This is a genomic window from Acinetobacter baretiae (assembly GCF_015627105.1).
Taxonomy (GTDB): Bacteria; Pseudomonadota; Gammaproteobacteria; order Pseudomonadales; family Moraxellaceae; genus Acinetobacter; species Acinetobacter baretiae.
The window spans coordinates 1-17,726 of sequence record NZ_VTDM01000016.1; the positions used below are offsets into that span (position 1 = coordinate 1).

Consider the following 17,726-nt stretch of genomic DNA (forward strand, 5'->3'; position numbering starts at 1 on the left):
CGGATATACAGGAGTTATTGGAACACTATGGGCATCAGATTTTATGGTTACCGCCTTATAGCCCTGATTTGAATTTTATTGAAAAGACTTGGGCATGGATTAAGAAAAAGAGAAAAGAATGGCAAGAGGATTGTATTGATCGACTCTTTCAGATGTTTTTTCATTTCTGTATGAGTAATTAGATTGTTTGACTATATATTTCGATGGAGTGTTGCAATACTAATTTTTCCTTTTGCCATGTTACTGATGAAAACAAAAACATATAAAGTTATTGGTTCTTCTTTATTTGTATGGATTGCAACTTATGGTTTAAGTAAAACTCAGTTACAGCATAAAATTGAACACTTTTCACAAGCCATAAAGCATAAGCAGCTTGAAGACATACACTGGTTTGATGATGCTTTGGTGGTATTAAAACAGCATATTCAAGATGGTAAAACGGTCATTATTGCAACTGCTGCTCCCGAAATCTTAGCTCAAACATTAATTCGCTCTATCGGACTTAATATATGTGTTATTGGTACACCCATTAAAAAAATATGGGGTGGATGGGTCGGTTATGCACATTGTCGACACATTGAAAAAGTACAACGACTCCACCTCATGGGGGTTCAACAACCGTGGTATGCATCGTATAGCGATGACTTAGAAGCAGACTACCCTCTTTTAAAACACGGTCAACACGCTTATTTAATCAATAGCAAAACACCACATCATCTTTTACCCACTGAATTCAAAATCACTATGCTTCAATGGTCTTAAACTTATTGTTTTGACGTTGTTTAGGCTGTATCAAAAATCAGACGTTAAATATATCACTTTAAGTTGTACGCTTAACTTTCCTTGAAATTCATTCTTACTTAACGTGTAGACCAGTTTCACTTGTGTTTTTTGTGCATTAAATTCAAAATGATCTTTGGCATTAAACGCAATTGCATCAATGTATTGCCCTGATTCAAGCATTAAATTGAGTTTTAGATGTTTTTCTTTTAACCAACGAGCATGCTGAACGTGAAATACCCCCTCAAATACAGGCAAAGGGAATTTTTGCCCCCATGGGCCATAGTATTCAATGTGTTTAACAGCATCTAATGTAAAGTCTGTAGCATCAAGCTCACCATCTGTCCACAAAACAGCTTGGAAGAGTTGTGAGTCAAGGGTAGAAATTTCAGCATTGAATGCCTTTTTAAATCGCTCAAAATTGGCACGTTCAATGGTTAATCCTGCAGCTGCTGCATGACCACCAAAAAAACGAACTAAATCAGGGTATTTTTCAGCCACTCGTTCAATCACATCACGAATATGTATGCCTTCTACAGAGCGCGCTGAACCTTTAATATGTACACCATCTTCATCTAATGCAAAAACAATGCTCGGACGATAAAATTGTTCTTTAAGACGACCTGCAACAATTCCTATGACACCCTGATGCCAATGAGGTTCAAATAAAACCAATGCTAAAGGTAAATCTGTTTGATCGAATTGAATGTCTTGTAAGGTCTGCAATGCATCTTGTTTAATTTCAGATTCAACCGTTCTACGTTCTTGATTGAGTTGCTGTAGCTGTTGTGCCAACGGATATGCCTGTTCAAAGCTTTCTGCTAATAAACATTCCACGCCAATATGCATACTTTGCATACGTCCTGCTGCATTTAAACGAGGGCCAAGCGCAAAACCTAAATCGCTAGCATCAATACACGCCGCATCACGCCCTGCCACATGAAGTAAAGCTAAAATACCTGCCCGACAATGGCTTTGTTGAATTTTCCTTAAACCGACATCAATCAAAATACGATTATTGTGGTCAAGTACGGCCACATCGGCATATGTACCTAGTGCAACTAAGTCTAAATACTGCACCATATTTGTGGTGCTTTTATTATATTTTTTACGCTCTGTAACCAATGCGGCCAATACGTAAAATGCAACGCCCACGCCTGCCAATGCTTTACTGGCAAATGTACAACCCAATTGATTCGGATTAACCACAGCATCGGCCAATGGTGCAGGCTTGGTGGTTAAATGATGGTCTGTAATAATGACCGTCATACCATACTGTTTGGCTTGATTCACACCTGCATGGCTAGAAATCCCATTATCTACAGTAATCAATACATCAGGACTGTATGTTTGCTGTGCTAAATCGACAATTTTTTCAGTTAAACCATAACCATACTTAAATCGATCTGGTACTAAATAATGAACATTTGCACCTAAAGATCTTAAAACTAAAACCATTAAAGCCGTACTGGTTGCACCATCGGCATCATAATCACCCACAATGACTATGCTTTGTTTTTGATCGATAGCCTGATCAATATATTGCACAGCTTGATGTAAATTTTTGAGTGATGGTGCCAGTAAATGTTTAAGTTTGAGTTCGAGCTCATGAGCTGTATTTATCTGACGACGAGCTAAAATATTCGCCATCAATGGAGTAACACCCTGAAAGTTTTCAGGGTGTGTATAAAATGGTCGAGTTTTTATATGAATCAATGACATGTTTAAGTTAAGGCATCAAACGCTGTAATTGCCACGTCGTATGGTCTTGTTGAGTATATTGCAAACGATCATGTAAGCGATTCGGTCGACCTTGCCAAAATTCATACGCAGTTGCTTGTAAACGATACCCTCCCCAAAATTTAGGCTTATCTAATACAGGCTGTGTATCTATAGATGCTGAAAAATCATCAAAATGCTGTTGTAGTGCTGATCGACTTTCAATCATTCCACTTTGTGGTGTACTTACGTGTGCTGCAATTTGGCTATCTCTAGGACGTTTATGATAATACGCTGTCGATTCTTGTTCAGTCATTTTCAACACTTGACCAGAAATACGAATTTGACGCTCAAGATGAGGCCAATAAAATAAGATTTCTGCACGTGCATTATGCGCAAGATCTTGACCTTTTTGACTTTCATAATTGGTATAAAAATCATACCCTTGCTCTGTTGCACCTCTGAGTAAAACGGTACGAACATGAGGCTGTCCAGTTAGATCCACCGTGGCCAAATACATCGCATATGGTTCATCCATATTGATGGTTAACGCATGATTAAACCACTGTAAAAACTGCTCGTGTGGATTTTTCGATACCTGTGACTCAAGCAATTCACCTTTTTCATAACTGAGTCTTAATTCACTTAAGTCTTTAATACGATCACTCATGACGATCCATCCTTATGGTTTTAAGCTTGATTGGCGTGTTTTTTAATTGCATCTGCTAAACGATGTGCCAATGCTTGAACTTCATCGGCTTGGTCACCCTCTACCATCACACGAATCATAGGTTCTGTTCCCGATTTACGAATAAGCAGTCGCCCACGCCCTTTCAACTGTGTTTCAGCATCTTCAAACAATGTCACTAATGCAGGTATTGCAAACGGGTCAATCATTTTTTCTAAACGTAAATTAATCAATATTTGAGGAAACAGTTCAAACCCTTCAACCAATTCGTGTAAGGCTTTATTTTGATAAACCATCACGGTAAGTACTTGTAATGCAGCAATAATTGCATCACCTGTTGTACTTTTATCTAAGGTTAAAATGTGTCCTGATGGCTCACCACCTATCGCCCATTGTTGATCTACCAATTTTTGTAATACATGACGATCACCCACTTGGGCTCTTAAAAATGGAACTTCAACCTCTTTTAATGCAAGCTCTAAAGCCATGTTACTCATGACTGTACCCACAATACCTACAGGCTTTTTCTTCGCTTTGGTCGCCAAAATATATAAAATGTGGTCGCCATCGAGTAATCGACCAAATTGGTCAACCAACACAACACGGTCTGCGTCACCATCAAAGGCAATACCAAGATCTGCCCCATGTTCAACAACTGCTTGTTGTAAGAGACTTGGGTGTGTTGACCCACAATTTTCATTAATATTTTGTCCATTGGGCTCATTATGTATCGCAATAACTTTAGCACCCAATTCACGAAATACCGCAGGCCCTACGTTGTACGCTGCGCCATGAGCACAATCCACCACAATCGTGACATTACGCAAATTGTAGTGATATGGAAAACTTGATTTACAAAATTCAATATAACGCCCATTGGCATCTTTTACACGAACACTTTTACCCAGTCCAGCTGCATCTTCAATGACAATATCATGTTGTAATTCTTCATTAATTTCATTTTGCAATGATTCAGGGAGTTTTTTTCCTTCAGATGAAAAAAACTTAATACCATTGTCAAAATACGGATTATGCGATGCAGAAATAACAATTCCTGCATCTGCATGTAAAGCTCGTGTTAAATGAGCAATCGCAGGTGTAGGTAATGGCCCCAATAAATGTACATATACGCCAGCGGCATTGAGTCCTGCTTGCAAAGCAGCCTCTAAAATATAACCAGAGAGCCGAGTATCTTTCCCTAATACAACCACCGGTTTACGGTCAACATTTTGTTTTTTTAACACCTTGCCCGCAGCAAAGCCAAGTTTTAACGCAAACTCAGGCGTAATGGGTAGCTGACCAAATTTTCCACGAATACCGTCTGTACCAAAATAACTCATGCGTCTCTCATTCACTCATTGAACAGGCCATCAGTTATTCGCCTGTTTTATTTGTTTTTCCATTTTTATACTTTACACCAAAAGTAAAAAGACCGTCATGTTTTGACGGTCTTTTTATTTTTCAACATCCCGTTAACCAATGTGATAGTTGGGTGCTTCTTTGGTAATGGTCACATCATGTACATGTGATTCTTTCATTCCTGCTGCAGTAATTTTTACAAATTTTGCATTATGGCGTAAAGCATCTATGCTGTTTGAACCTGTGTAGCCCATAGATGAACGTAAACCACCCATCATTTGATGGAGAATAACCCCCATAGGCCCTTTGTAAGGTACACGCCCTTCAATGCCTTCAGGCACAAGCTTTTCAGCACCTGCCTTTGCATCTTGGAAGTAGCGGTCAGCAGAACCTGTTGATCCTGCCATTGCACCTAAAGACCCCATACCACGGTATGCTTTGTAGTAACGACCTTGGAAGAACTCAACTTCGCCCGGCGCTTCTTCAGTCCCTGCAAGCAAAGAACCCACCATGATGGTGCTTGCACCAGCACCAATTGCTTTGGACATATCGCCTGAAAAGCGAATACCGCCATCTGCAATTAAAGGAATTTGTTCTTTTAATGCATTTGCCACGCTATCAATGGCAGACATTTGTGGTACGCCAATCCCTGCAACAATACGCGTTGTACAGATTGAACCTGGGCCAATCCCTACTTTTACAGCATCTGCACCTGCATCTAATAATGCTAAGGCTGCATCACCTGTTGCAATATTACCGCCAATCACTTGCACCTGTGGAAAGTTCTTTTTCACCCAGTTTACACGGTCGATTACACCTGCTGAGTGTCCATGTGCAGTATCTACCACAATCACATCTACACCAGCTTCAACCAATGCTTCAACGCGTGATGGTGTTTCTGCACCTGTGCCTACAGCAGCACCGACACGTAAACGGCCTAAATGATCTTTTGAACTGTTTGGATATAATTCAGCTTTGCGAAAATCTGTAACTGTAATTAAGCCTTTGAGTGTATTTTTCTCATCGACAACAAGTACTTTTTCAATACGATGTTTTTGTAATAACGCTTGAATATTTTCTTTAGACTCACCTTCACGCACTGTAACAAGGCGTTCTTGTGTCGTCATAATATGGCTTACAGGTTGTTCAAGATTCGTTTCAAAACGTGTGTCACGCCCTGTCACAATTCCTACGACTTGGCCATCTTTTACAACAGGCACACCACTAATATTATTGGCATGTGTAATGGCATTGAGCTCACGCACTGTTGTTTCTGGAGTCACTGTAATTGGATCTTTGACCATACCCGCTTCAAATTTTTTGACGCGGCGTACTTCGGCAGCTTGCGCTGCAATATCCATATTTTTATGAATAATACCAATACCGCCATTTTGCGCCATCGCAATTGCCATACGTGCTTCAGTCACCGTATCCATAGCAGCAGACACTAAAGGCACATTGAGATGGATATCACGTGTTAAACGCGATTTAAGAGAAACATCTTTAGGTAGGACAGTAGAATAGGCAGGCACTAATAAGACATCATCGAAGGTCAGGGCTTCTTGAATGATTGTCAGCATAACAGTCTCACTGGTTAATTCCGTGAGCTATTATAAACAAATTTTTTTTCAAATTTCATTTATTCTGTATTTTTTTTCAAAAATCTGATGTTTTACGATGACAGATCCTTATTTTTAGGCATGTAAAATCAAAATAGAGGCTTATATTGTTCAACACGAATATAAGCCTCTGCACGATTATTTTGGATAAAAAACGTCATGAATGATTATTTTTTAAAGCTTATTTTGTATAAAAAAGCCAAAGTCTCTGTGTCAAATTAAGACATATAATGTTGTACAACTGCACTAATACCCACAATTAAAAAGATACATGCACCTATTTTATGAATTAATGCAATCGGTAGCTTACCTGCTAATTTATTGCCTAAAAATACTGCAGGGGCATTTGCAATCATCATGCCGACCGTAGTACCGACCAACACGGTTAAAATACTATCGAAACGTGCCGACAATGCAACTGTTGCAATTTGTGTTTTATCGCCAATTTCTGCAAGAAAGAATAAAATAAAGGTTGCACCAAATACACCAAAGCGTTGCCATTTATAAATACTTTCGGCTTCATCGCCGTCTAATTTATCTGGGATCAGCATCCAAACAGCCATTCCAACAAAACCTAAGGCTAAAATCCAAACCATGGTGGTTGGACTCACCACTGTGGTTAGCCATTGGCCTAAAACAGCTGAAATACCGTGGTTAATGGTGGTCGAAAGTACAATTGCCAATAAAATTGGCACGGGTTTACGAAAACGTGCGGCAAGTAAAAGGGCAAGAAGCTGTGTTTTGTCTCCCATTTCGGCAAGGGCAACGATAGAGACAGAGATGAGAAAAGCATACATGACATGTTTTCCTTGGCCAGCACAAATACCTATGACTTACCTCTCCTGCTAGCCAAGGTGCAGAGAAAGTAAATCAAAGGTCTTGCCAACAAAAGAAAAACTGGTTCTTTGCTACAATGGCCATGTTCAGAATATATAGAACAAGTATGTTGACCATCATCTATTTACGAGATGTAAATAGCGGCTACTCCCCAATGAAGTTAGCGCCATTATATAAGAGTTTTTATATTTTTCAATCCCTACTAAAACAGTTGGGTTTAAAAAAATGAAACAATTTATGTGTATTTCTGTAAAACATGCCTATACTTTGTATCTATGCTTCATGAGTAAAATTCATGGAATATTCTGATTGATCGATCTAAAACATAATATTCAAAATACTTTTACCAATATTATTGTTGTTAAAAAAATCTCGAACCGTATATTTTTTCAAAACCACGCATGCCTCCACTATTCAACAAATATTTAAAATATGCTGATTTTTATCATCAATACTTAAAACAATATCTTCCATTTTTCTGTGCATGTTATGTCCTTTCATAGTCATTGAAACTACATGAGATTTAAGAATTAAAGATACGATCTATCTATGCTCATTTCGTCATAAAGACGTAGGATTTTAATCAAGAATAATCGACACCTTCAGTGCATTCTTAAAACAGTATTCACTCAGACAGTTTAGTTCATGCAAAAAATAAATATTATTGATTCGCATACAGGTGGTGAACCAACTCGATTAGTTTTAAACGGCTTTCCTTTTTTAGGCCATGGCAATATGGCCAGTCGAAAAGCCATTTTGGCAGAAAAATATGACCATTTTAGAACGTCAGTCATGTTAGAGCCGAGGGGGAATGATGTACTGGTGGGTGCACTTTTATGTGAACCTGTTAACCCACATGCCAGTGCGGGCGTTATTTTTTTCAATAATTGCGGTTATTTAAATATGTGTGGCCACGGCACGATTGGATTAATTGCATCTCTTGCATATTTAAACAAAATTTCTGTGGGTACACATATTATTGAAACAGTTGTAGGTGATATACAAGCCACCTTACATGCAGATATGAGTATTAGTATTCGCAATGTGATTTCATATCGCTATAAAAAAGATGTTGTTTTCACTGTACCTGATCTTGGTGTGATCAAAGGTGATATTGCGTGGGGAGGTAATTGGTTTTTTTTAATCTCCGAACACGGCCAAGATCTCAGTATTAAAAATATTTCACAACTGACAAAGTATACATCTACGATCAAAAGTGCCTTAAAAAAGGCCAATATTACAGGTGCAGATGGGCAAGAGATTGATCATATTGAATTATTTTCAGATGACCCACATGCAGACAGCAAAAACTTTGTTTTATGCCCCGGCCAAGCCTATGACAGATCACCCTGTGGTACAGGAACAAGCGCAAAAATTGCTTGTTTGGCTGCAGATAAAAAATTACTCCCCCATCAAATATGGACACAAGCCAGTATTATTGGCAGTCAATTTAAAGCAAGTTTTGAAACAATCGATGACCATCTGATTCCGACCATTACAGGTACTGCACATATCAGTGCAGAAACAACCCTCATTATTGATGAACGGGACCCTTTTGCATGGGGGATTCAACCATGAATCCTGATGTAATTATTGTCGGTGCAGGGATTATTGGGGCGGCTTGTGCATATGAATTGGCAAAAAATGGCCGTAGTGTACACATTATTGATGCCAAAATAGGAGGTGCAACCTCTGCAGGTATGGGGCACTTAGTGATTATTGATGATTTACAGCCTGAGCTAGAATTAACTGCGTGGTCTGTACGATTATGGCATTCACTCGCTCAAGACCTCACCACATCATGTGCTTTTAAACATACGCCTACTTTATGGCTTGCAAGTTCAGAAGATGAATTAAAGATTGCCAGTGAAAAATACGAGCGCCTCATTAAAGCAGGGGTTCGTTGTCAATTAGTCAATCAAAAAGCGCTCTATCAATTAGAACCACATTTAAAAAAGGGCTTATTAGGTGGGCTTAAAGTATTAGATGATGGACTAGTATATGCGCCTGCTGCTGCACAGTGGTTTATTCAGCAATACCCTCACCTTATCCAAGTGACTCATGCTAAAGTGGCTGAAATTAAAGAACATTCTATCATTCTTGATGATGGTTGTATTTTACATACGCAACATATCATTGTTGCCAATGGTATTCATGCCACAGATTTTTTTACCGAATTTCCTATTGTGGCTAAAAAAGGCCACTTGGCGATTACAGATCGCTACCCCGACATTCACATTAATCACACTTTAGTCGCTTTGGCATATGCAGCAAATACCCATGCTTCAAGTGGTGTTTCTGTGGCTTGCAATATTCAACCTAGACCGACAGGGCAATTATTTATTGGATCATCTCGTCAATTCGATAATACAGATTCCAACATCGAACCTGAAGTCATGCTCAAAGTTTTAAACACTGCGGTGGATTATCTTCCATTATTGGCTGACTTAAATATATTAAGAACATGGACGGGTTTACGTGCAGCAACCCCTGATGGACTGCCTATTATTGGTAAACATCCACACTATCAGTCCATTTATTTAGCAATTGGTCACGAAGGGTTAGGTGTAACCACAGCCACAGGAACAGCCCAAATTATTGCCTCTATGCTATGTGATTTACCTTTAAACATCGCTATCGATTCTTTTTCTGCAGAACGCTTTATAGGTGATCATCATGGCTCATGTTAGATTGTATATCAATGATCATTTAACTGTTGTGGAGTACGGTACAAGCGTTGCCGCAGCTTTATTAAATACCACACATGGCATATGTCGGCACTCTGTTTCTGCTGAACCACGTTCACCCTTTTGTGGTATGGGGGTGTGCCATGAATGTCGAGTAGTCATTAATGGTGTGAGACAACTTGCCTGCCAAACGTTATGCGAAGCCAACATGCACATCACGGTTGAATCATGAAAACACATTACCATATTATAATTATTGGTGCAGGACCTGCAGGATTAAACGCAGCCATTTCAGCTGCTCAATCTGCACAATCTATTGCAATATTTGATGACAATATTTTCGCTGGCGGTCAAATATGGCGTAACGGCCCTCGTGCCAAATTACCTCTCATCGCACAAAAAACGCAAGCCATTGTCGCTGACTTACCTCATGTAGATTTGATTCAATCTGTAAAAGTGATTGCAGTAATACAGCCCAAAATTTTACTCGTGGAACACGCAGGACAAAGCCTACAAATACACTATGACAAAATTATTATATGCACAGGTGGCAGAGAACTCTTTTTACCCTTTCCCGGTTGGACTTTACCCGGTGTAACTGGTGCAGGTGCATTACAAGCATTGATTAAAGCTGGGCTCGATGTAAAAAATAAAAAAATTGTCATTTCTGGTACAGGGCCATTACTACTAGCAAGTGCTCAAACAGCTAAAAAAGCAGGTGCTCACGTTATTTTTATTGCTGAGCAAACTCCATATAAACAGATTAAAAATTTTGCTTTTCAATTATGGCGCTGGCCAAAAAAAATATTACAGGCCATTTTTATGCCTATTATCTCCTATCATACCGATAGCTTTGTGATAGAAGCACAAGGAAATCACGCCATACAATCTGTGACCATACACACACCAAAAGGCATAAAAACTATCGATTGTGACTATCTCGCATGTGGCTATGGCATCATTGCCAACACTCAAGTCGCTTCACTGTTGGGAGCGAACATTAAAGAAACCGTTGTACATGTCGATGAAATGCAACAAACATCTTTAGAAGATATTTTTGCTGCAGGTGAATGTACAGGTTTTGGTGGAAGTGAGTTATCAATCGTTGAAGGTCAAATTGCAGGCTATGCTGCAATAGGCGATACCCAACGTGCACAACAACTGTTTGCCCAAAGAGCACATGATCAAAAATTTTCCCACCTTCTCAAAACAACATTTACATTACGTGCTGAAGTAAAACGCTTGGCAACATCTGAGACCATTTTTTGTCGGTGTGAAGATGTTACACTCGCGCAAGTCATACAACATAAAGATTGGTATGACACTAAGTTACAAACCCGTTGTGGCATGGGTGCTTGCCAAGGAAGAATATGTGCTGCGAGTGCAACGTGTTTATTTGGTTGGGATACTGTCAAAACTAAAGTCCCATTATCACCTATACGCACCAAATCACTGATTGAAATGCTCACTCAGCAAAGCAAGTAAATCAGAATGAGATCCATACCATGTCATTATCCCTCTTACCCAAACTCAGTTCAAATTTAGAAAATTTTATTCAAGATTTACATGCTATTGAACCACTTTTAGATGTTTTATCTGATGTGGTTTTTTTTATTAAAAACACCAAAGCTGAATATGTATTTGTGAATCAAACCTTGGTCAAAAGATGTGGCTTGTCCAACAAACATGACCTACTCAATAAAACATCTGCACAAATTTTTGAGGGCATATCAGGTGATGCATACACACAACAAGACCATGAAATTTTAAGAAAAAAATCAAAACTGACCAACCATTTAGAACTACATTTGTATCATCATTATGAATCGGGTTGGTGCTTGACCCATAAAGAACCCTTGTTTGACCCTTTAGGAAATATGGTAGGTATTGCGGGTATATCTAAAGATCTTCATTCAACAGAGCACACACATCGTGCTTTTCATAAAGTGCTTGATGTCGAAAACTATATTAAACAAAATATCTCACAGCCCATTTTAATGTCTGATTTAACAAAAATCACCCAAACGTCAATTGCACAGCTCGAACGTTATTGCAAAAGAATCTACCAACTCACCCCAAGACAAATGATTAGTAAATATCGCTTACAACAGGCATTAGAACTATTAAAAGAAAATATTCCCATCATTGAAATAAGTTTAAAGTGTGGCTATACCGACCACAGTGCTTTTTGCAGACACTTTAAAATACATACCGGCATGTCACCAACACAGTACAGACAGCTCATCAAATAATTTCAACACAAAAGATTGAAAAATAAAAGGCGCTGTATCTGTCCTTTTATTTTTCACCACTGTTTTATACAGACGGTTCTTGCCGACCATTAATTAAGCGATTAATCTTTAAAGGATTACTGTCTTTTAATGCATCAGGTAACAAAGCCTGAGGGTAGTTTTGATAACAAACAGGTCTTAAATAACGATCAATCGCAAGCGTCCCTACAGATGTACCGCGTGCATCTGAAGTTGCAGGATAAGGGCCACCATGAACCATGGCATCACACACTTCAACCCCTGTTGGATAGCCATTCATTAATAAACGACCTGCTTTTTCTTCAAGTATTGGAACAATACTGGCAAATTCAAGCAGATCTTGCTCATCGGCAATCAATGTTGCCGTTAATTGTCCTTGCATACAATGCAGTGCTTTATACAATTGTTCTTGATGATCTACTTCAATCACAATTGTTGTTGGACCAAATATTTCTTCTTGGAGCAATGGATCGCCTTTAAACAATAACTCAACATCGGCTTTAAAAAGTTGTGATGAAGCTTGTTCATTGTCTTGTTTTTTCCCCGCCAAATGTTCTACCCCATGATGTGAACATAAATGCTCTACACCTGATCGATAGTTGTTGAGTGTACTTTTATTTAACATATATTGGGTGGGTTGTTCTTGCATCATGATTTTGAGCGTATCAATAAATGTACTAAATTGTGGTGAACGAATACCCAACACAAGACCCGGACTTGTACAAAATTGCCCACAGCCCATCGCCACTGAATCAGCCAACTGCTGTGCGATCTGTTTTGCTCGATTATTTAGTGCCTCAGGAAGCAAAATCATCGGATTAATACTGCTCATTTCTGCAAATACAGGTATGGGTTGTGGTCGAGCTGCAGCCATATCATATATGGCTCGCCCTCCTTTTAAAGACCCTGTAAAACCAATGGCTTTTATTTTAGGATGTTTAACGATAAATTCACCCACACCATTGCCATACACCATGTTAAACACACCTTTAGGCATATGACTTTTTTCAACTGCTTTATTTATGGCCTCTGCCACAAAATGTGCAGTTAACATATGACCGCTGTGTGCTTTGACAACCACACTACAACCTGATGCCAATGCAGATGCTGTATCCCCACCTGCCGTCGAAAAGGCCAAAGGAAAATTACTTGCGCCAAACACACCAACAGGACCTATCCCCATACGCATTTGACGTAGATCCGGCCGAGGAAGTGGCGTTCTGTCTGGAATTGCTGTATCAATTCGAGCACCTAAAAAATCGCCCTGACGTAATACCTTTGCAAAAATACGCATTTGCCCTGAAGTTCTTGCCCGCTCACCGTGTATTCTCGCCACAGGCAATGCCGTTTCTTGCGATACAATATCAATAAAATCTGTACCGAGTAAATCAAGCTCATCCGCTATATTTTCCAGAAAAACTGCTCTTTTTTCAGGTGAGATCTGTTTATATTCTACAAATGCTGTATAGGCAGCATCACAAGCTTGGTTTACTTCTAATTCAGTTGCTTGATAAAAAGTATAAGGCAATGCTTCTTGAGTCATCGCATTTTTACTCGTTAAGGATGCTTCACCTTGGCAACTCATCTTCCCTGCAATACTTTGATGTCCTATACGCATTTTAATACCCTCTTTAATGAACAACTCGAAATATGCTCATGACGACTGACCAATATAGCGTCATAATATTCCAATAATTAGTATATCGTATACAATAATATCTATTAAATAAATAGGTGTAAAAAATATCTCCCCATATTTTGAATACCACGAATACTTTAATTTCTCATTTTTTTCAAAACTAACCACTAGAAAAATACAAATAAGCAAAATAATCCATTAGGTTTTAAATTATTTTCCAATGAATTTACTGTCACTAAAAGGTGCAATCTATTTTTTTTGCACTTCTTTTGTGCTCATTTAAAGCCCATGAAAATAAAAATAATTCATTGATTAATGTATATCGTATACGATATTATAAAACAACGTTCAATCACCCTCTCAAATTTTTACTTCATTTTAGAGGTGAAATCACCATTTAATATCATAGGTAAAACATGACAAATATTTTTACAGGATGCATACCTGCACTCATGACACCATGTACGCAAGATCGTCAGCCAGATTTTGATGCTTTGGTAAAAAAAGGACAGCAACTTATTCATGCAGGAATGCGTGCTGTTGTTTACTGTGGCTCAATGGGAGATTGGCCTTTACTGACCGAAGCACAGCGCCAAGAAGGCGTTCAACGTCTTGTTGATGCTGGTGTTCCCACCATTGTGGGTACAGGGGCAATCAATAGCAAAGAGGCGATTTCACATGCCACACATGCACAGCGAGTGGGTGCACAAGGTTTAATGGTTATTCCTCGTGTATTATCGAGAGGACTTTCAGCAACTGCACAAAAAGCGCATTTTTCTGCAATTTTAGCAGCTGCACCTCACCTCCCTGCAGTCATTTATAATAGCCCATATTATGGTTTTAGTACCCGTGCCGATTTGTTTTTTGAATTACGTCAATCCTTTCCAAATCTCATTGGTTTTAAAGAGTTTGGGGGTGCTGCCGATATGCGTTATGCCGCTGAATTTATTACATCCAAAGATGAATCTATTACCCTTATGGCAGGGGTAGACACGCAAGTATTTCATGGGTTTGTTCATTGCAATGCTACAGGTGCCATTACAGGTATTGGCAATGCACTGCCTAAAGAAGTTTTACAGTTGGTTAAACTGAGTCAAATGGCCGCCACAGGAGACCATCAAGCACGCCGTTTAGCACAAGAGTTAGATGCTGCCCTTCGCGTATTATCTTCTTTTGATGAGGGTACAGATTTAGTTTTATACTACAAATATTTAATGGTGTTAAATGGTGATTTAGAATACAGTTTACACTTTAATGAAACAGATATATTAAGTGATTCTCAACGTAACTATGTTGAAATTCAATATAATTTATTTAAAACATGGTATAAAAACTGGTCTACTCAACTCTAAAAAACCAAGTCGAACATGCAAGCATGCGTGGATTTTATAGCCTTAAATTTGTCTATATTCAGTAAAATAAATTGTATAAATCCATTCCCATTCAATGCGATGTTGATGAATTCTGTGTAGAACCCAATAAAACATATAAATCGTGACAGACATGATTTATATGTTTTTCTATTAAATACTCTGCAAGCTTAATATCTTTTTCGCTACACGCATCGACAATTTTCCAATGCTCAAGATCTGCATGACGTTTACCTTGGTCATTACTCATTTGAATACGTAAATATCGTTCTATTTTATCGTATATAGATCGAATTAATCCTAACATATACGGCCGTTGTGCAGGCTCATACAAACATGAATGAAGTTGCCAGTTTAAGCGAGCCCACTGACCCAAATCTTGGGTCTGACCAAAAGCACGACAAATTTCTTTTGCTTTTTCAATGGTATCCAACGTCATATTCGGAATGGCTAAAGCGATTAGTTTTGTCTCTAGCATCACTCTGACTTCAAATATTTGTGCCAAATCTGTATCAGAAATTTTTGTGACAATTGCACCTTTGTTCTTAATAAATTCAACAAGGCCTTCTGCCTCTAAACGTTTAAGGGCTTCTCTAACAGGAATTTTACTGACGTTAAATCGCTTGGCAATCTCATCTTGTCGAATCGGTTCTTCTTCAGCAATAACACCAGATACAATCGCTTCTCGAATATATCTTAAAACCACCTCTGAATTCGATGGCATTGTACTCAAATCTGCAACACTAAAAGATGAAAAAGTCAAAATAACACCAAGGTCAAACTGTAAATAGACATTGTATATTAAATACACCTTTAAAGGGATGGTTCATCTTTCAACCTGTATTTATGACAACTCCCTCTCAAATACATCTAAATCACATCAAAAAAATGATTCATATCAATGAATTATACCATTATTAGACAAGTTTATTTGTTCATAACAAAATTCCTTTTCTATGCTCATTTAGGTCATCAAAAATTTCTTTTTTATTTTAGATAGATGATAAAAATTGGTGTTTTAGACAGCTTCATTGTGTTTTTACAAGCAAACTATTTTTTTATAGAAAATATATTTGAGTCACTCCATTCAAAAAAGCTAAAAAACGGTATTTTTTATAAAAAATCATAATTGGCATTAAAAATGCTTCAATAAAAATAAATGCCATTAAATGGTCTGATTTTTTTATCACATTGGTCGCCAAACCCAAAAAGTAAAGGAGAAGAATATGCAGTTCGATTGGGTCTATACCTTTAGCCAACTGTGGAATATGTCTTTTTGGAAAGCCAGTCTAGTCGTTATTGAATTAAGTTTAATTGTTTGGATACTCGGCACTATTCTTGGTTTTATTTTGGCACTTGCAAGACAAGCAAAAAACCCAATTATCGCCAAAGGAATTTCTTTATATATTTGGTTTTTTAGAAGCTTACCACTGCTTGTTTTATTGGTATTTGTATTTAACTTACCACAAATGTTTCCATCAACCAGTTCACTGCTGTCTTCCCCTTTTATTGCTGGCATGATTGCAATGCTCATTAGTGAATCTGCCTATATTTCAGAAATACATCGATCAGGCTTATCTTCTATTCCAAAAGGTCAAATCGAAGCAGGAAAAGCTTTAGGCATACGATATGTAGGAATACAAAAATATATTGTTATTCCTCAAGCATTACGTGTTGCCATGCCAAACTTAGGCAATGAATTTGTCACGATCGTAAAATTAACCTCATTGGTTTCCATTATTTCTTTAACAGAAATTTTACTGGTCGGACAACGCTTATATACGCAAAATTTCCTTGTTATTGAAACCATGGTTGCTGTTGCATTTTATTATGTATTAATCGTTACTGTATTTGGTTGGGCTGTAAGTTGGTTTGAAAAAAAGCTCGACTTTTCACGACGTCAACCAGGGCTTCTTACTGCAGATGACCCTTTAAATCATGTGCAATACACATCACAAGTGCCAACAGCCCAAAAAAAACCATCGGTCGACTATGTAGGAGAATACGCTTTAGAAGCACATCAGGTGGTTAAATCATACGGTGAGCACCACGTGCTTAAAGGTATCGATTTACAAGTAAAATGGGGGCAAGTGGTTTCGATTATTGGCCCATCTGGATCAGGAAAAACAACATTTATACGTACACTCAATGGATTAGAAACCTTAACAAAAGGGCATGTATCTCTTTTAGGTCAACCTTTTTTATCATCGGACACATCACCAGCTGACAGTAAAAACTATCAAAACAATATTATTCATGTGGGTATGGTATTTCAAAACTTTAACTTATTCCCTCATAAAACAATTTTGGAAAATGTCACCTTAGCGCCGTCTTATCACAATAAATCAAATGCGTTAATCCATAAATTAACGGCGTTAAAAGTTCTTGAAAAAGTGGGCATGAAGCAACATGCCAATAAATACCCACACCAACTTTCAGGCGGTCAACAACAACGGGTTGCTATCGCACGTGCTTTAGCGATGCAACCATCGGTCATTTTATTCGATGAACCAACTTCTGCGTTAGATCCAGAGCTCGTTGGTGAAGTATTGAAAGTCATTGAAGATCTTGCCAAAGAAGGCATGACCATGATGATTGTGACCCATGAAATGGACTTTGCACTGCAAGTATCTGATCGAGTTATTTTTATGGAAGGTGGACATATTGTTGTAGATGCATCTCCAGCGCAAATTAAAGCATCGGACAATCAACGCTTGCAGCAATTTATGGGCATAGAGTCAAACGCATCATAGAAAAT

The 17,726-nt window shown here is 38.2% G+C and carries 16 protein-coding genes and 1 riboswitch; of the genes, 9 read left to right on the top strand and 7 right to left on the bottom strand.

Features of this window, described 5'->3' with window-relative positions:
* Positions 1–182, top strand: a 182-nt coding sequence (locus I2F17_RS12690) for a transposase (protein WP_211139443.1), incomplete at its 5' end; no start/stop codon positions are given.
* Positions 183–246: 64 nt separating this feature from the next.
* Entirely contained in the window at positions 247–762 is a 516-nt protein-coding gene (locus I2F17_RS07155; protein WP_211139444.1) for an HAD family hydrolase, read from the top strand.
* Between the two features lie 30 nt (positions 763–792).
* Here I2F17_RS07155 and recJ read toward each other — a convergent pair whose 3' ends face one another.
* The 5 genes from recJ to I2F17_RS07180 all read right to left on the bottom strand — a co-directional run bounded on the left by recJ (position 793) and on the right by I2F17_RS07180 (position 6,962).
* Positions 793–2,502 carry a single-stranded-DNA-specific exonuclease RecJ gene (gene recJ / locus I2F17_RS07160; RefSeq protein ID WP_211139445.1) on the bottom strand — a complete coding sequence of 570 codons (1,710 nt, stop codon included), beginning with the start codon at positions 2,500–2,502 and terminating at the stop codon, positions 793–795.
* Between the two features lie 7 nt (positions 2,503–2,509).
* Entirely contained in the window at positions 2,510–3,169 is a 660-nt protein-coding gene (gene pdxH / locus I2F17_RS07165; RefSeq protein ID WP_211139446.1) for a pyridoxamine 5'-phosphate oxidase, read from the bottom strand.
* 20 nt (positions 3,170–3,189) lie between these two features.
* Entirely contained in the window at positions 3,190–4,527 is a 1,338-nt protein-coding gene (glmM, locus tag I2F17_RS07170; protein ID WP_211139447.1) for a phosphoglucosamine mutase, read from the bottom strand.
* A gap of 132 nt (positions 4,528–4,659) precedes the next feature.
* Positions 4,660–6,126 (bottom strand): IMP dehydrogenase, encoded by a 1,467-nt coding sequence (gene guaB / locus I2F17_RS07175; RefSeq protein WP_196422555.1) that lies wholly within the window; start codon positions 6,124–6,126, stop codon positions 4,660–4,662.
* A gap of 257 nt (positions 6,127–6,383) precedes the next feature.
* On the bottom strand, positions 6,384–6,962 hold the full coding sequence (locus I2F17_RS07180; protein ID WP_196422556.1) for a TMEM165/GDT1 family protein: 579 nt from the start codon (positions 6,960–6,962) through the stop codon (positions 6,384–6,386).
* A gap of 71 nt (positions 6,963–7,033) precedes the next feature.
* Positions 7,034–7,167: riboswitch (yybP-ykoY riboswitch) on the bottom strand.
* Between the two features lie 480 nt (positions 7,168–7,647).
* On the opposite strand from I2F17_RS07180, the gene I2F17_RS07185 reads away from it, so the two are divergent.
* The 5 genes from I2F17_RS07185 to I2F17_RS07205 are packed head-to-tail and all read left to right on the top strand — an operon-like array spanning position 7,648 to position 11,941.
* A complete protein-coding gene (locus I2F17_RS07185; protein ID WP_211139448.1) occupies positions 7,648–8,580 on the top strand; it encodes a 4-hydroxyproline epimerase in 933 nt (310 codons plus the stop codon).
* Positions 8,577–9,692: an NAD(P)/FAD-dependent oxidoreductase gene (locus I2F17_RS07190; protein WP_211139487.1), complete on the top strand. Its 1,116-nt coding sequence runs from the start codon at positions 8,577–8,579 to the stop codon at positions 9,690–9,692. The genes I2F17_RS07185 and I2F17_RS07190 overlap by 4 nt, the downstream gene beginning before the upstream one ends.
* Complete coding sequence (locus I2F17_RS07195) at positions 9,679–9,921, top strand: 2Fe-2S iron-sulfur cluster-binding protein (protein ID WP_196422558.1); 243 nt, start codon at positions 9,679–9,681, stop codon at positions 9,919–9,921. The genes I2F17_RS07190 and I2F17_RS07195 overlap by 14 nt, the downstream gene beginning before the upstream one ends.
* Entirely contained in the window at positions 9,918–11,174 is a 1,257-nt protein-coding gene (locus tag I2F17_RS07200) for an NAD(P)/FAD-dependent oxidoreductase (RefSeq protein ID WP_211139449.1), read from the top strand. Before I2F17_RS07195 ends, I2F17_RS07200 begins: the two co-directional genes overlap by 4 nt.
* Positions 11,175–11,194: 20 nt before the next feature.
* The gene (locus I2F17_RS07205) at positions 11,195–11,941 is read left to right on the top strand and encodes a helix-turn-helix domain-containing protein (RefSeq protein ID WP_196422560.1); all 747 of its coding nucleotides are present in this window, start codon (positions 11,195–11,197) and stop codon (positions 11,939–11,941) included.
* Between the two features lie 64 nt (positions 11,942–12,005).
* Here the strand turns inward: I2F17_RS07205 and I2F17_RS07210 are convergent, their stop codons facing one another.
* The gene (locus tag I2F17_RS07210) at positions 12,006–13,577 is read right to left on the bottom strand and encodes an aldehyde dehydrogenase (NADP(+)) (RefSeq protein ID WP_211139450.1); all 1,572 of its coding nucleotides are present in this window, start codon (positions 13,575–13,577) and stop codon (positions 12,006–12,008) included.
* Between the two features lie 437 nt (positions 13,578–14,014).
* Here I2F17_RS07210 and I2F17_RS07215 point away from each other — a divergent pair, with 437 nt between their 5' ends.
* Positions 14,015–14,950 (top strand): dihydrodipicolinate synthase family protein, encoded by a 936-nt coding sequence (locus I2F17_RS07215; protein WP_196422562.1) that lies wholly within the window; start codon positions 14,015–14,017, stop codon positions 14,948–14,950.
* 91 nt (positions 14,951–15,041) lie between these two features.
* On the opposite strand, the gene I2F17_RS07220 is transcribed toward I2F17_RS07215, so the two are convergent.
* The gene (locus I2F17_RS07220; RefSeq protein ID WP_196422563.1) at positions 15,042–15,731 is read right to left on the bottom strand and encodes a GntR family transcriptional regulator; all 690 of its coding nucleotides are present in this window, start codon (positions 15,729–15,731) and stop codon (positions 15,042–15,044) included.
* 463 nt (positions 15,732–16,194) lie between these two features.
* Between I2F17_RS07220 and I2F17_RS12795 the strand changes: the two genes are divergently transcribed.
* On the top strand, positions 16,195–17,721 hold the full coding sequence (locus tag I2F17_RS12795) for an amino acid ABC transporter permease/ATP-binding protein (RefSeq protein WP_196422564.1): 1,527 nt from the start codon (positions 16,195–16,197) through the stop codon (positions 17,719–17,721).
* The last annotated feature ends 5 nt before the right edge of the window (positions 17,722–17,726 follow it).